Genomic DNA, 16,080 nt, shown 5'->3' with positions numbered 1-16,080 from the left:
GGTAGTGGGTTTGACCACCGCCGGATGCCCCCGTTTGTGTTGGATTCATTGGTGCTCCTCCGGCAGGGGAAAGTTATGCAAACACGCTCTCGCTCCGGGTTCAATGTAGCGGTGCATAAGGCTGTAAAGGACACAGCCTAAGCACCGACATTTCACACGGGTTTGCATGAACTTTCCTGCCTTCGGAGCCTTCAACAAAGTTTCACTATTTTATAGACTGAAATAACAGAAAGAGGAATATATGGAGAATGTTACCGATACAATCGCAGCGGTTGCTACGGCGATGAGCAGTTCTGGAATCGGAATCATCCGGATCAGCGGATCGGAGGCGATTGAGGTTGCGGATCGGATTTTTAAGAGCCGAAGAGAGGGCTTTTGTCTGGCGGATGCAAAGACGCACACGATTCATTATGGAATGGTGTATGACGGGGAGGAAGCACTCGATGAGGTGCTTGCGATGGTGATGCGCGGACCGCACAGCTACACGGCAGAGGATACGGTTGAGATCAACTGTCATGGCGGTGTTCTCGTCATGAAGCGGATTCTTGAGACTGTGATCCGAAACGGTGCCCGTCCGGCGGAACCGGGAGAATTTACGAAACGTGCATTTTTGAACGGAAGAATGGATCTGTCACAGGCGGAGGCGGTGATCGATGTGATCAACTCCCGCAGTGAATATGCGATGCGATCTTCAGTCAGTCAGTTGAGCGGATCACTTTCAAGAAAGGTGAAGAAACTCAGGGAGGATATTCTGTATCAGATTGCCTTCATTGAGTCCGCCCTTGACGATCCGGAACACATCTCGCTTGATGGATATGAGGAGAAGTTAAATGGGCTTCTCGCGCCGATGGTGGAGGAACTCGAAAAGCTGCTGAGATCGGCGGATAACGGAAAACTGCTCTCAGAGGGAATCAAGACGGTCATTCTCGGAAAGCCGAATGCAGGAAAATCTTCGCTGATGAATGTTCTGGTGGGTGAGGAGCGTGCGATTGTCACGGACATTGCGGGAACGACGAGAGACACGCTCGAGGAGCAGATTCGCCTCAGAGGAATCAGCCTCAATATCATTGATACGGCGGGAATCCGTGAGACCGAGGATCGCGTTGAGCAGATCGGTGTGAGCAGAGCGCGTGCGGCTGCAAATGAGGCAGATCTGATTATCTATGTGGTCGACGGTTCGCGTCCGCTCGATGAGAATGACCGGATGATCATCGATCTGATCCGCGACCGAAAGGCGATTGTTCTGCTGAATAAGTCCGACCTTGAGATGCGGGTTTCGGAAGAAGAGCTGGCAGAGCTGACCGGCGGAAAGACGGTTCTGAGTGTGTCTGCGAGGGAGGAGACCGGCATTGATCGCCTTGAGCAGGAGATTGAGAAACTGTTCTATGAGGGAAATCTGGATTTCAACGATGAGATTCTGATCACAAATGTGCGCCACAAGACGGCTCTCGAACAGGCTTTGGCTTCGCTTCGGATGGTTCAGACGGGAATCGCAGATCAGATGCCGGAGGATTTCCTCACGATTGATCTGATGGACGCATACCGCCAGCTTGGAACGATCATCGGCGAGGCAGTGGAGGATGATCTCGTAAACGAGATTTTCAGCAAGTTCTGTATGGGAAAATAAAATCGTGTTAAATAGAATAGAAGCAAACGATCTGTTATTTGAAGGTAGTAGATTTTTGCCCATAACAAATGAAAGGATTTAGTTATGAAATGTTTGGAAGAAAGCTATGATGTGGTCGTCGTAGGAGCCGGACATGCGGGCTGTGAGGCAGCGCTTGCGTGTGCGAGACTGGGACTTGAGACGATTGTATTTACGGTCAGCGTGGACAGCATTGCGCTGATGCCGTGTAACCCGAATGTTGGCGGAAGCTCGAAGGGACATCTCGTCCGCGAACTCGATGCACTTGGCGGAGAAATGGGAAAAAATATTGACGCAACGTTTATCCAGTCAAAGATGCTCAATGAGTCGAAGGGACCGGCAGTCCACTCTCTGCGTGCTCAGGCAGACAAGCAGGAGTACAGCCGTCATATGCGCCGGACACTGGAGAATACCGACCATCTGACGATCCGTCAGGCGGAGGTCTCCGAGCTGATCGTGGAGGATCACTGCATAAAGGGAGTTAAGACGTTCTCAGGAGCCGTCTATCATGCAAAGGCAGTTGTTCTGGCAACCGGAACCTACCTGCGTGCGCGCTGTATCTACGGAGAAGTCAGCAATGCGACAGGTCCGAACGGACTTCAGGCAGCAAACCATCTGACGGATTCCCTGATTGCAAACGGGGTGGAGATGTTCCGATTTAAGACCGGAACGCCGGCGCGTGTGGACAAGAGAAGCATTGATTTTTCAAAGATGGAGGAGCAGTTTGGAGATGAGAGAGTTGTGCCATTCTCGTTTTCGACCGATCCGGAGTCGATTCAGAAGGATCAGGTATCCTGCTGGCTGACGTACACGAATGAGGAGACTCACCAGATCATCCGCGACAACCTCGATCGCTCCCCGCTGTTTTCAGGTGCGATCGAGGGAACGGGTCCGCGCTACTGCCCGTCGATCGAGGACAAGGTTGTGAAGTTCCCGGATAAGTCCCGCCATCAGGTCTTTGTTGAGCCGGAGGGACTTTACACGAACGAGATGTATCTTGGCGGAATGTCGAGTTCTCTGCCGGAGGATGTGCAGTATGCGATGTACCGCACCGTACCGGGACTCGAGCATGTGAAGATCGTGCGAAATGCGTATGCGATTGAGTATGACTGCATCAATTCGCGCCAGCTCAAGTCTTCGCTTGAATTTAAGGCGATTCACGGACTTTTCAGCGGTGGTCAGTTCAACGGAAGTTCCGGATATGAGGAGGCAGCGGTTCAGGGATTTATGGCAGGAGTCAATGCATCGATGCAGGTGCTCGGACGGGAGCCGGTGATTCTTGACCGTTCTCAGGCTTATATCGGAGTTTTGATCGATGATCTTGTGACGAAGGAGAATCATGAGCCGTATCGAATGATGACCTCGCGTGCCGAGTATCGTCTGCTCCTCAGACAGGACAATGCAGATCTTCGCCTTCGTGGAATCGGTCATGAGATCGGACTTGTCAGCGATGAGGAGTATGAGAGAGTCTGCCAGAAGGAGAAGGACATTGAGGCGGAGGTTGATCGCCTTGAGCACACGACGACAGGAGCAAACGAGAGAGTGCAGGCATTTTTGCGTGCACACGGAAGTACCGAGCTCAAGACAGGAGCGACGATGGCAGAACTTCTGAGACGACCGGAGCTTGATTACTTCATGCTTGCAGAGATCGACCCGAAGCGTCCAGAGCTTCCGCACGATACTGCCGAGCAGGTTAATATCAATGTGAAGTATGAGGGATATTTAAAGCGTCAGATGCAACAGGTCGCACAGTTTAAGAAGCTCGAGAGCAAGCGCCTTGATCCGGACTTTGATTACAGCACGGTGAACAGCCTGAGAATTGAGGCAGTGCAGAAGCTCAATCTCTACAAGCCGGTGTCGATCGGTCAGGCATCCAGAATTTCCGGTGTTTCACCGGCGGACATCTCCGTTCTTCTGGTGCATTTGGAGCAGTTGCGTCACGGCGGCCATAGCAGTCACGAAAGGAAACAGGAAAGCTAAGAGAGGATAAGGGAAAAAAGCCGGAATGGAAGAAATTTTTAGAGAAAAAATGGAAGTCGGAGTTCGGGAGGCAGGACTGGAATTGTCTGAGAAGCAGATGGAACAGTTCTATCGCTACTATGAACTTCTTGTTGAGTGGAACAAGGTGATGAACCTGACAGGAATCACTGAGGTCGGGGATGTCGCAGAAAAGCATTTTGTGGACAGCCTTGCGCTTGTGCGCGCTGTTGAGGTGTCTGCGCTCGATGGCGCGAAGCTGATCGATGTCGGAACGGGAGCGGGCTTTCCGGGGCTTCCGCTCAAGATCGCATTTCCAGAGCTCAAGGTGACGCTTCTCGATTCGCTGAATAAGAGAATCAAATTTTTGAATGAGGTCATCGGGGAGCTTGGTCTTGAGGGAGTCGAGACAATCCACGGAAGAGCCGAGGATTTTGGAAAGAATCCACAGTATCGCGAGCAGTATGATTTCAGTGTATCGCGGGCAGTTGCAAACACGGCATCGTTGTCGGAGTACTGCCTGCCGTTTGTAAAGATTGGTGGATACTTTGTGCCGTACAAGTCGGGAAAGATTGACGAGGAGCTGAAAGCCGGCGAGAAGGCGATTCAGGTTCTCGGTGGAAATGTGGAAAACGTTGTGAGATTTACACTTTCCGGTGCAGAGGCAGACAGAAGTCTCGTGATGATCAGGAAGACAGAGAAGACGCCGAAGCGTTTTCCGAGAAAAGCCGGAGTTCCGGCGAAGGAGCCGATTGTGTAGCTGCAGAGAAGAACAAGAATACGAATCGGTAAAGGTGAAAATAAAGGGGCTGTCGCACTAACGTGCGGTAGCTCCTTTTCTGTACCAACCACAAAACGCCGAGCTTCGAAAAGCCCGGCGTTTGTGGTATAATCAGTTTATGCTACTAAACAAAATAATACAGAGAGATTATACCTCATTTTCTCCGTATTATCAAATCAAACTTTCGCTGGATTTAGAGATTTCTATTCCATCTGATGACCCGGTTCGTCTGGTAAGTGCCTTTGTGGAGGAAATGGACCTTTCTGAACTGTATAAAACTTACGGCAGGATCAGAAAACATCAGGCAACACCGCGTCAGATGCTGAAACTCGTTATCTATGCAGCAATGAATCGAATCTATTCAAGCCGGGATATCAGAAAAGCATGTAAACGGGATATCAACTTCATGTATCTGCTGGAAGGAATGCCAGCTCCTGATCACGCAACAATCGCACGTTTTATTTCCCTACACTTTTCTGTCTGTGCAAAAGCTTTGCTTGCCCAAATGTCTGATCTGCTCTATCTTCTTGGTGAGATTTCAGGGAAGACCATATTTATTGACGGCACCAAGATCGAATCTGTGGCAAATAAATATACATTTGTATGGAAACGAGCTATCACAAAAAATCAGGTTCGATTATACACAAAGCTGTCTTCTTTTGTGGCTGAATGCGAAGAACTTTACGGAATTAAAATGGTATATCATGACCGGATATCCATACATACACTAAAGCGGTTAAAAAAACAGTTGTGCCGTATCAAAGTACGGGAAGGAATTGTGTTTGTACATGGAATTGGGCGCAGAAAAACACAGCTACAGAAATCATTGGAACAACTGGATCAATATCTGGAGAAATTAAAGGAATATACGAAAAAGCTGTATACGCTTGGAGATAGAAACAGCTATTCAAAAACAGACCCTGACGCAACCTTCATGAGGATGAAGGAAGATGCTATGCTGAATGGACAGTTGAAACCTGCTTACAACATCCAGCATGGAGTAGATTCTGAATACATCACATAGCTCGATATCAGCTCACATCCTACCGACACATGTACTCTAATCCCCTTTTTAAAAGATATGGATAGGTATCTGGGGTTTAAATATTCAGAGATCGTTGCAGATGCCGGATACGAAAGTGAGGAAAACTATCTTTTCATTGAGAAAAACGGACAGACCGCCTACATAAAGCCACAGAATTACGAGATCTCAAAGACACGAAAATACAAAAAAGACATCAGCCGAAGAGAAAACATGGAGTACCATGCAGACAGTGACAGCTACATTTGCCGGAACGGAAGGGAATTGATTGCCACAAATGAACGCAGAAGTAAAACAGTCAGTGGATATGTCAGCATAAAAACGTATTACAGAAGTCCAGACTGTACCGGTTGCCCTTATAAAACAGACTGTATTAAGGGAAACAACTGTAAAACGCCTATGGAAAAACGAAATAAGGTGCTGATGGTTTCAAAGACGATGAGCCAGAAACGCGCAGAAGATCTGGAACGGATCACAAGTGAGTATGGAACGATGCTACGAATGAATCGCAGTATCCAAGTTGAAGGTTCATTTGCTGATGTAAAGGAAGACATGAATTTTCGGAGATATCTATACCGAGGAAAGGCAAATGCACTGGCAGAGAGCATCCTTCTGGCAATGGGACGAAATATCAATAAGCTTCATTGCAAGATTCAGACTGGAAGGACGGGAAGCCATCTTTTTTCATTAAAGACGGCATAGATTTTGGTAGTTGAAAACAAAACAGTTTGAAATAAGGCATGCCGAAAGAGATGTCTGGGAATGGACTGTGTTTATAAGGGATGGGATCGAAATCACAACCGATTTCGATCCCATTTTGACATAAAGCAGGGCTACCGCCCAGCAAAAATATTTGCTAATGCGACAGCCCCTTTTGGCTTTAGGGGAAAAATTTTCCCCTAAATATAACTCAGAGTGGATGCGCAGTGATTCTGATTGGAAGATGTCAGCAGAGCTGACCAGAATCACGCGCCAAGTCTCCGCGAGCGTCGACTTGAATATTTTAGGATTCTTTATCTTGCAGGTACAATCTCAATCCAGTATCCGTCCGGATCGCCAATGAAATAGATTCCCATTGCCTCATTTTCAAAGCAGATGATATCCATCTCTTTGTGGCGGGCGTGGAGCGCCTCGAACTCGTCGGTTGTGAAGGCGAGATGGAACTCACATTCGCCGAGATCGTAAGGCTCGGTGCGATCCTTGAGCCAGGTCAGCTCGAGGGTGAAGTCGGAGCTTCCGTCACCGAGGTAGACGAGCTTGAAGGAGCCGTCCTCCGCATTTTTCTCTCTGACCGGAGTCAGATTCAGAGCCTCCTTATAGAAGGCGATGCTTTTTTCAAGATCAAGAACATTAAAGTTAAAGTGATTGAATCGGATCATTCTGATAATGTTTCCTTTCCTGTTTTTCCTTTCATTGTATCCGGAATTAGAAGAAAACTCAAGCGTTATATATATGAGTGCTTGTTTTCGTTTGAATTTTCACGTATAATAGGAAAATGGGTAGTTGTTCAATAGGTCTGCGCATTTACTGCGCTGACCGTACAAAAACATGGGCTAGCAAGCAAAAATCCCATTGCGAAGCAATTTTCAATGGATTTTTGCTCGTGACTGTGAAGGAACTGAATAGTTACGAAAATGGGATATATTTGATACATTTGATACATTAGAAAAATCTATTGAAATTCGAAGATAAAGGAGGGGATGGAATGAGACAGACAGAAACGGATGACAAGATTCAGGAAAAACAGGCCATTTTAATTGTAGATGATTCTGAGATGAATCGTGCGATCCTGACGGATATGCTTCAGGAAGATTATCGGACTCTGGAAGCAGAAAATGGAGTACAGGCAGTTGAACTCATCCGCAAATATTCCGATGCTATTGATCTGGTTCTTCTGGACATTACCATGCCGGAGATGGATGGTTTTGAGGTATTGGCAATCATGAACAAGTATCATCTGATTGACAATATTCCGGTCATCATGATTTCAGCAGAGCGAGCATCTTCTTACATGGAGCGCGCCTATGAACTTGGTGTAACGGATTACATCAGCCGGCCGTTTGACGCGCTGATTGTACGGCGCAGAGTAGAAAATACCCTCATGCTTTATGCAAAACAAAAACGTCTGGTAGGTCTTGTTGCGGATCAGGTTTATGAGAAAGAGCGAAACAACAGTATGATGGTGAATATTCTCAGTCATATTGTGGAGTTTCGAAATGGCGAGAGTGGACTTCACGTCCTTCACATAAATACGATGACAGAGATTCTGCTTCAACACCTTGTAGAAAAGACGGACAAATATCCACTGACTCAGGAGGACATCATCCGAATCTCCACGGCATCGGCACTTCATGACATCGGAAAGATCAGTATCCCGGATGAGATCATCAACAAATCGGGAAGACTGACCAAAGAAGAGTTTGAGATTATGAAAACGCACTCGGCAGTCGGAGCTTCGATGCTGTCTGCGATCACGGCTTATCAGAATGAGCCGTTTATGAAAACGGCATATGAGATCTGTCGCTGGCATCATGAGAGATACGATGGAAAGGGATATCCGGATGGACTCAAGGGAGATGAGATCCCGATTTCCGCACAGATTGTCTCTCTTGCAGATGTCTACGACGCACTGACGAGTGAGCGATGTTACAAGAAGGCGTTTTCGCATGAGACTGCAATCAACATGATCATGAACGGAGAGTGTGGTGCATTCAATCCACTGTTGCTGGACTGTCTGCTTGAAGTTGCGGGAGATATTCAGAGAGAGCTTGCTGTGAATTCACCGGAGCGAGAATTTCAGGTGCATGAGACAGTGGAGCAGATTCTCAAGCATAAGAAATTACACGGATACGGCTACTCGATCAACCAGATGCGAATTGAGCAGGCGAAGAAGGAATTCTTCTTTGAGCATGAGAGAACACTGGTATTTGATTACAGCGAGCTGACGAATGTTATCCTGTTTTCAAACTGGGGCAGACGTCTTCTGGGATTGAAGAAGAATCAGCTTGATCTCAGAAAAGAATCCTCATTGCTTCAGGATCAGAATACATTGGAACAGATTCGGGCAGAGCTTGCAAAGACGACACCGGAGAATCCGTCGATCGATCTCAAGATCGAGATTCATGCGTTCGGCGAGATGAAAGAACATCGTCTGGTGGCGAGAACATTATGGTCTGATGGAGAGGAAGCACTCCGCGTGGGTGTGATTGGAAGAGCGGAAGAAGTCTTCCGGCTGGATGAAAGGAGATAGAGGAAATGAATTTGAGAGAGTGTTATGAAGCAATGGGAGCAGACTTTGATGCAGTTCTGTTTCGTCTTCGCAGTGAGGGATTGATTAAAAAATTTGTGCTCAAATTTGTGGACGATCCGAGCTATTCACAGCTGGAGCAGACAATGCAGGCAGAAGATTATAAGGAGGCGTTCCGCGCCGCACATACGATCAAAGGTGTTGCGCAGAATATGGGATTTGACGGTCTTTCGCAGTCCTCCTCCGATCTGACAGAGTGCCTTCGTCCGGCAGGTGAGGACAAGGCAGTTGACATCGCAGAGGCAGATCGTCTCTGGACACAGGTGCAGGCAGATTATGCGCGCACAATCTCTGCAATCAAGGCAATGAATGAGTAAGCGCAATAAGTAAGATGGAATGATATTCGGACATTAAGAGAAAAAGCGATTTTCCTATCCGTTTGAGGGGATAGGAAAATCGCCTTTTTATTTCATAATTTCATAGAAAACTGTGCGCAGTGAGCGGAACTTAGTGGATGTAGGTGCGGATCAACTCGACGAGCTCTTCCGGAGCCTCAAGCTGAGGAAGTCCCTTTGTGCCAGGAATCAGCGCGGTCTCAATCGCGGAATTGTATTCCTTGTACTCATTCAGCCGATCTTCGATGTGTTCGATTCCATTTCCGCCGATCAGATACATGCTGTTGTCAATCTTGCGGAGCGCATTGACGATGTTACAGCGCGTGTAATTACAGCTTATGCTCGCATACATGGATTTCGGAGAACTGCCGAGATGCGCGGACTCATAGTAGGCATCCACATATGAGGATTTGACGGAATACGGATTCTGGAAGCCGGACTCAACGAAACGCTCATGGATTGCCTGACGGCTGTTCGCGATGTTGTAGAGAAGGGTTCCGATCATCGGAAGCTCTACGACGAACTTATACATTTTTGATGCCTTTCCCGGCATCTGACAGAAATCCTGTACGCTCAGCGGATTGATGAACATCAACTGGTCAAAAAGCTCCGGATTGTTGGCACATGCCATGATCGGAATCGACGCGGACTCTCCGGTTGCGATGACGCTTGTGCGGTGACCGATCTCAGATTTGATGAAATCAGAGATCAACTGGACGTAGAGGTAATTCGTATACGTCATGTTTGCTTTCTCAGAGCGTCCACATCCGAGCAGATCGATCGTGTAGACCGTGTAATCGTTCTGGAGAGAGGAGACAATCCGACTCCACTCGTAACCGCTCGAGGCGGAATTCAGATCGTGGATCAGAAGCAGGGGCATTCCGCTTCCGGCTTTCGTGTAATGCACATTTCCGAGACGCCATTTGAAGCACAGCGATTTTGACTTGTCATCGTTTAAAAGATTCTTTGACACAGCTGTGACTTTGATAATTTTATTGATAGCCGCGATGGAGGCAGCGGTAGTGGCAGACAGGATCAGCAGGGTCAATAATTTGTTTTTTGCCTTCATAGAATACCTCCTTGTTGCAGGCGAGACAGGTTTGATCTGAGCGTAAAGAGCAACAGATCTGTTGATATTATAGTACAAATTGTCGGGATAGGCAATAAAAAGACAGAAAATTAGAAGCAGATAGCGAGAGCAGTTTCACAGGAACAAATTATCAGACAACTCCCGGCGTGTATTTCATTGATTTCTTATAGGAAAACAAAAAAAATTGTGTTATACTATTCCCCGTAAAAAAGAACGGGTTTCCGCGGAGAATCCGAACCTTTCCACGGGTGACCCATGAGAGATACAATAAAAAGGATGCAGAATGGGTAGAATAATAGCGATTGCAAATCAGAAAGGTGGCGTGGGAAAGACGACCACGGCGATCAATCTTTCAGCGTGTCTGGCAGAGGCAGGACAGAAGGTTCTGTCGGTGGATTTTGATCCGCAGGGAAATGCCACGAGCGGACTGGGATTTGAGAAGGAAGAGATGGACAAGACTGTCTATGAGCTGTTACTTGGGGACTGCGGACTGGATGCGTGCATTTATCAGGATGTACAGGAGAATCTTGATGTGATGCCGTCGGATATGAATCTCGCAGCGGCAGAGATTGAGCTTCTCGATGTGAAGAACAAGGAATCTCTTCTTCGCACGGAACTCAAGAAGATTTCGGATTCCTATGATTTCATTATCATTGACTGTCCGCCATCTCTGAATATCCTGACGATCAACGCACTGACTGCGGCAGATACGGTGCTTGTCCCGATTCAGTGTGAGTACTATGCGCTGGAGGGTTTAAGCCAGATTCTTCAGACGGTCGAAATGGTGAAGAAGCGCCTGAATCCAGATCTGGAACTGGAGGGTGTCGTCTTCACGATGTACGATGCGAGAACAAATCTCTCGCTTGAGGTGGTGGAGAATGTAAAGAAACACCTTAACGAGACGATTTATAAGACGATCATTCCGCGAAATGTGAGACTGGCAGAGGCCCCGAGCCACGGAATGCCGATCAATCTTTATGACTCACGTTCGAGCGGTGCGGAGAGCTATCGGATGCTTGCTTCAGAAGTAATCAACAGAGGGGGAGAGGAATGAGAAGAAGCAGAAAGGGACTTGGAAGAGGACTTGGTGCATTTTTCGGAGAGGAAGTTGTAGACGAGGTTTCTGGAAAGAGTTCAGACGGTGCAGAGGCTCAGAAAGAGCTTTTCGTCAAAGTGACGGAGATTGAGCCGAACCCGGATCAGCCGAGAAAATATTTTGATGAGGAACAGCTCAATGAGCTGGCAGAGTCTATCAGGCAGTATGGAGTTCTTCAGCCACTTCTCGTCCAGAAGAAGAGAGACCACTATGAGATTGTCGCAGGAGAGCGCAGATGGCGTGCAGCGAGAATCGCAGGAGTTGAGAAAGTTCCGGTTGTCGTCCGTGAGTTCAGTCCTCAGGAGGCGATGGAGATCGCTCTGATTGAGAATCTTCAGAGAGAGGACCTTGACCCGATTGAAGAGGCAAAGGCATATGAGCGCCTGATGCTCGAATTCCGCATGACACAGGGAGAAATCGCAAAGCGCGTATCAAAGAGCCGTACCGTCATCACAAACAGCGTTCGTCTGCTCTATCTGAATCCGGAGGTTCAGAAAATGGTTTCGGAAAAGAGAATCACGAGCGGTCATGCGCGTGCGATTTTGAGCCTTCAGGATCAGGATCAACAGCTGGAACTGGCAAAGATCGTGGAGAGAGATCACCTCAACGTGCGCGAGGTCGAGAGAGCCGTCAAGACCTTCGGAAAAGAGAAGAAGGAAGAAGTGGCAGAAGAGACCAAGGCAAGTACAGAGGGGAAGGATTCTGGTGTAAGTGCAGAGTCCACGGAGAAGATTTCGGATATGGCGGAGCTCTCTGTTTCGACGACGAAGGAAGCGGAGAAAGCGAAAGAGAAGATCACCGAAAAAATGACCGGAAATCTGGCTCAGAAACCTTTGGAGACGAGGGAGGATGAGCAGATTGCGATGGTCTATCGAGATCTTGAGGATCGTCTGAAAGAGATTCTCGGAACTCAGGTTGTCATCAATCGAAAGGACAACAGCAGAGGAAAGATCGAGATTTCGTATTATTCTCAGTCTGAGCTTGAGAGGATCATCGAATTACTTGAGTCCATCCAGTGACACCAGTAACATTGGATAGCAGACAAAGTAGTGACAAAAGATACACAGAAATAGATAGGAGTGGAAGACAGAATGGAAGGAAGCATTCTCAATAATCTTGGGATTGATCCGTTTTATATTATTCTGGCGCTGGCAGTTCTGAATCTGATCCTTCTGATTGTCGTGTTTGTGGGAGTTTTGAAGATGCAACAGCTCTACCGTGGATACGATTATTTCATGAGAGGAAAAGATGCGGAATCTCTCGAGGAGCTGATCTCCGAGCAGATGGATGAGATTCTCGAACTGCGCTCTCAGGATCGCGCAAACAAGGACGCGATCCGGACGGCGAACAAGAACAGCCGGGCAGCTTTTCAGAAAATTGGAATTGTAAAGTACAATGCGTTTCAGGGGATGGGCGGAAACTTGAGTTTCGCTCTCGCCATCCTCGACTACACGAACACCGGATTTGTTATCAATTCGGTTCACAGCAGAGAGGGCTGTTACCTGTATCTGAAAGAGGTGGATCGCGGAGAGACCGAGGTTCTTCTTGGAAACGAGGAGAAGGAAGCGTTGGAGCAGGCACTCGGATACAAGGAGAGAGAGCAGTAGGATATAAGAAGTTAAATATAAAAATCAAATACGAAAAATGAGGAGAGTCCGGGATGCCGGACTTTTTCTTGTATGATAGGAAATTGCGTCCTATCATACAAAAAATGCTCCGCAAGGGTGCAAAGCGCCAGTGGCGCTTGTTATGCACCGACCGCAGTGGAACGAAGATGTGCACTCGGCGCAGGAGTGGATGGTTGCCTTGGCACATTCTTTTTTGTATCAGGGCGTATTTTTTTAAAAAATAGAAAAAAACTTGAAAAGACATATTGACAATTATTTAACGATTCGATATAATGCATATAGAATCAAGTTGTTAAAAAAATATCAAACAAGAAACAACGAGAATATTACAACAAAGAAACATCATAAACCCTAACATCGATTATGAGACACAGACATTAAAACATTGAGTTAGAGAATAACATTTTTGGAGGAGAATCAAGATGGCAAAGAAAGAAGAAGTAGTAACTTCCGGAATCATTGACAACGTGGAAGCTCTGGAAGCCAAGATGAAAGCAATGCGCGAGGCGCAGAAGATATTTGCTACCTATACTCAGGAGCAGGTTGATGAGATTTTCTACCGTGCAGCACTGGCAGCGAACAAGATGAGAATTCCGCTGGCAAAGATGGCTGTGGAAGAGACCGGAATGGGTATCGTAGAGGATAAGGTCATCAAGAACAACTACGCAGCTGAGTATATCTACAACGCTTATAAGAATACGAAGACCTGTGGAGTCATCGAGGAAGATAAGGCATACGGCATCAAGAAGATCGCAGAGCCGATCGGTCTGGTTGCAGCCGTTATCCCGACGACGAACCCGACTTCTACCGCAATCTTCAAGACTCTGATCTGTCTGAAGACAAGAAATGCGATCATCATTTCCCCGCATCCGCGTGCTAAGGCATCTACGATTGCAGCAGCAAAGGTTGTTCTGGATGCAGCCGTTAAGGCTGGTGCACCGGAAGGCATCATCGGATGGATCGATGTTCCGTCACTGGAGCTGACCAACACCGTTATGAAGGATGCAGACATCATCCTTGCAACTGGTGGTCCGGGAATGGTTAAGGCAGCTTACTCCTCCGGAAAACCGGCACTCGGCGTAGGTGCAGGAAACACTCCGGCAATCATCGATGACACCGCTGATATCAAGCTGGCAGTCAACTCGATCATTCACTCCAAGACCTTTGATAATGGTATGATCTGTGCATCTGAGCAGTCCGTAACCGTTCTGGCTCCGGTGTATGAGGAAGTCAAGAAAGAGTTCATCTACCGCGGATGCTACTTCTTAAAGCCGGATGAGCTTGAGAAGGTAAGAAAGACAATCATCATCAACGGCGCGCTGAACGCAAAGATCGTTGGTCAGAAAGCACACACGATCGCAAAGCTCGCAGGCGTTGATGTTCCGGAAGATACCAAGATCCTGATCGGTGAGGTTGAGTCCGTAGAGCTGAGCGAGGAGTTTGCACACGAGAAGCTGTCTCCGGTACTGGCTATGTATAAGGCACAGACCTTCGATGAGGCAATCGCAAAGGCAGAGAGACTGGTAGCAGATGGCGGTTACGGTCATACGTCTTCCCTGTATGTCAATGTCAACGAGAAAGAGAAACTTGCAAAGCATGCAGCAGCAATGAAGACCTGCCGTATCCTCGTAAATACCCCGTCTTCTCAGGGTGGTATCGGCGATATCTACAACTTCAAACTGGCTCCGTCTCTGACACTTGGATGTGGTTCTTGGGGTGGCAACTCCGTTTCCGAGAACGTTGGCGTAAAACACCTGATCAATATCAAGACTGTGGCTGAGAGGAGAGAGAACATGCTGTGGTTCCGTGCACCTGAGAAGGTATACTTCAAGAAAGGATGTATGCCAGTCGCATTAAGTGAGCTGAAAGACGTACTTGGCAAGAAGAGAGCTTTCATCGTAACCGACTCATTCTTATACATGAACGGTTATACGAAGCCGATCACCGATAAGCTGGATGAGATGGGTATCGTATACCAGTGCTTCTCCGATGTACAGCCGGACCCGACTCTGGCAAACGCACAGGCAGGTGCAAAGGCAATGAGCGCATTCAAGCCGGATGTCATCATCGCACTCGGTGGTGGTTCTGCAATGGATGCCGGAAAGATCATGTGGGTAATGTATGAGCATCCGGAAGTAGACTTCCAGGATATGGCAATGCGCTTCATGGATATCCGTAAGCGTGTATACACCTTCCCGAAGATGGGTGAGAAGGCATACTTTGTAGCAATCCCGACTTCCTCCGGTACCGGTTCTGAGGTGACCTCCTTCGCAGTTATCACCGATCAGGAGACCGGAATCAAGTATCCGCTGGCTGACTACGAACTGCTCCCGGATATGTCCATCGTCGATGCAGACAACATGATGAGCCAGCCGAAGGGTCTGACGAGCGCATCTGGTGTCGATGTTCTGGTACACGCACTCGAGGCTTACGTTTCCGTGATGGCAAGCGACTACACCGATGGTCTTGCACTCAAGGCAATGAAGAACGTATTCGATTATCTCCCGCGTGCTTACAACAACGGAAACGATGTTGAGGCAAGATGCAAGATGGCAGATGCTTCCTGCATGGCTGGTATGGCATTCAACAACGCCTTCCTTGGAGTATGTCACTCCATGGCACACAAACTGGGTGCTTTCCATCACATCCCGCACGGCATCGCAAATGCGCTGATGCTTGAGCTTGTAGTGGCTTACAACTCCGCAGAGGTTCCGAGAAAGATGGGTACCTTCCCGCAGTACGAGTATCCGCACACCCGCGCAAGATACGCAGAGTGCGCCCGCTTCGTAGGTATCCAGGCGAAGAACGATGAGGAGGCTGTAAACAAGCTGATCGAGAAGATCCACGCACTCAAAGAGGCTGTCGGCGTAAAGAAGACGATTGCAGACTACGGCGTAGATGAGAAGTACTTCCTCGACACTCTGGATGCAATGACCGAGCAGGCATTCGATGACCAGTGTACTGGTGCAAACCCGAGATACCCGCTGATGAGCGAGATCAAGGAGATGTATCTGAAGGCTTACTACGGAAAATAAATTCTCACATTATGGTATACGGGTGGAATGAGAGAAGTTTCAATCACCACTTGCAATTTCACAAATAATTCGGTATAATCCAACAACATAAGAGCAGAGGCGGAGCATTCGATGGCGAATATCGTGATCGGGTGCGCCGCCTCT

General features: G+C 47.8%; 11 protein-coding genes and 1 pseudogene. 10 read left to right on the top strand and 2 right to left on the bottom strand.

Going from position 1 to position 16,080, the window contains the following annotated elements:
• The first annotated feature begins 241 nt into the window (after positions 1-241).
• From mnmE to AC4EVX_RS04825, 4 genes and pseudogenes are all read left to right on the top strand, one after another.
• Positions 242-1,627 (top strand): tRNA uridine-5-carboxymethylaminomethyl(34) synthesis GTPase MnmE, encoded by a 1,386-nt coding sequence (gene mnmE, locus AC4EVX_RS04840; protein ID WP_490159691.1) that lies wholly within the window; start codon positions 242-244, stop codon positions 1,625-1,627.
• A gap of 84 nt (positions 1,628-1,711) precedes the next feature.
• Positions 1,712-3,625: a tRNA uridine-5-carboxymethylaminomethyl(34) synthesis enzyme MnmG gene (gene mnmG / locus AC4EVX_RS04835; protein ID WP_177977290.1), complete on the top strand. Its 1,914-nt coding sequence runs from the start codon at positions 1,712-1,714 to the stop codon at positions 3,623-3,625.
• 25 nt (positions 3,626-3,650) lie between these two features.
• Entirely contained in the window at positions 3,651-4,382 is a 732-nt protein-coding gene (rsmG, locus tag AC4EVX_RS04830) for a 16S rRNA (guanine(527)-N(7))-methyltransferase RsmG (protein WP_177977289.1), read from the top strand.
• A 139-nt stretch (positions 4,383-4,521) separates the two neighbouring features.
• A pseudogene (locus AC4EVX_RS04825) lies at positions 4,522-6,147 on the top strand (IS1182 family transposase).
• Positions 6,148-6,458: 311 nt separating this feature from the next.
• Here AC4EVX_RS04825 and AC4EVX_RS04820 read toward each other — a convergent pair.
• Positions 6,459-6,824, bottom strand: coding sequence for a VOC family protein (locus tag AC4EVX_RS04820; protein WP_177976810.1), 366 nt, complete (start codon positions 6,822-6,824; stop codon positions 6,459-6,461).
• Between the two features lie 326 nt (positions 6,825-7,150).
• On the opposite strand from AC4EVX_RS04820, the gene AC4EVX_RS04815 reads away from it, so the two are divergent.
• Both AC4EVX_RS04815 and AC4EVX_RS04810 read left to right on the top strand, forming a co-directional pair.
• The gene (locus AC4EVX_RS04815) at positions 7,151-8,695 is read left to right on the top strand and encodes an HD domain-containing phosphohydrolase (RefSeq protein ID WP_177976811.1); all 1,545 of its coding nucleotides are present in this window, start codon (positions 7,151-7,153) and stop codon (positions 8,693-8,695) included.
• A gap of 5 nt (positions 8,696-8,700) precedes the next feature.
• Positions 8,701-9,069 (top strand): Hpt domain-containing protein, encoded by a 369-nt coding sequence (locus AC4EVX_RS04810; RefSeq protein ID WP_177976812.1) that lies wholly within the window; start codon positions 8,701-8,703, stop codon positions 9,067-9,069.
• Positions 9,070-9,199: 130 nt separating this feature from the next.
• Here the strand turns inward: AC4EVX_RS04810 and AC4EVX_RS04805 are convergent, their stop codons facing one another.
• Entirely contained in the window at positions 9,200-10,156 is a 957-nt protein-coding gene (locus AC4EVX_RS04805) for an alpha/beta fold hydrolase (RefSeq protein WP_177976813.1), read from the bottom strand.
• Positions 10,157-10,460: 304 nt separating this feature from the next.
• Here AC4EVX_RS04805 and AC4EVX_RS04800 point away from each other — a divergent pair, with 304 nt between their 5' ends.
• The 4 genes from AC4EVX_RS04800 to adhE all read left to right on the top strand — a co-directional run bounded on the left by AC4EVX_RS04800 (position 10,461) and on the right by adhE (position 15,936).
• Positions 10,461-11,231 (top strand): ParA family protein, encoded by a 771-nt coding sequence (locus AC4EVX_RS04800; protein ID WP_177976814.1) that lies wholly within the window; start codon positions 10,461-10,463, stop codon positions 11,229-11,231.
• Positions 11,228-12,292, top strand: coding sequence for a ParB/RepB/Spo0J family partition protein (locus tag AC4EVX_RS04795; RefSeq protein WP_490159690.1), 1,065 nt, complete (start codon positions 11,228-11,230; stop codon positions 12,290-12,292). Before AC4EVX_RS04800 ends, AC4EVX_RS04795 begins: the two co-directional genes overlap by 4 nt.
• A gap of 72 nt (positions 12,293-12,364) precedes the next feature.
• Positions 12,365-12,880: a DUF4446 family protein gene (locus AC4EVX_RS04790; RefSeq protein ID WP_177976815.1), complete on the top strand. Its 516-nt coding sequence runs from the start codon at positions 12,365-12,367 to the stop codon at positions 12,878-12,880.
• 443 nt (positions 12,881-13,323) lie between these two features.
• Positions 13,324-15,936, top strand: a complete 2,613-nt coding sequence (gene adhE, locus AC4EVX_RS04785; protein WP_177976672.1) for a bifunctional acetaldehyde-CoA/alcohol dehydrogenase — start codon at positions 13,324-13,326, stop codon at positions 15,934-15,936.
• Positions 15,937-16,080 lie beyond the last annotated feature (144 nt).

The organism is Brotaphodocola sp. (assembly GCF_983179755.1).
The sequence above is the reverse complement of the archived record's forward strand: the minus strand, read 5'-3'. Positions and strand labels throughout refer to the sequence as shown.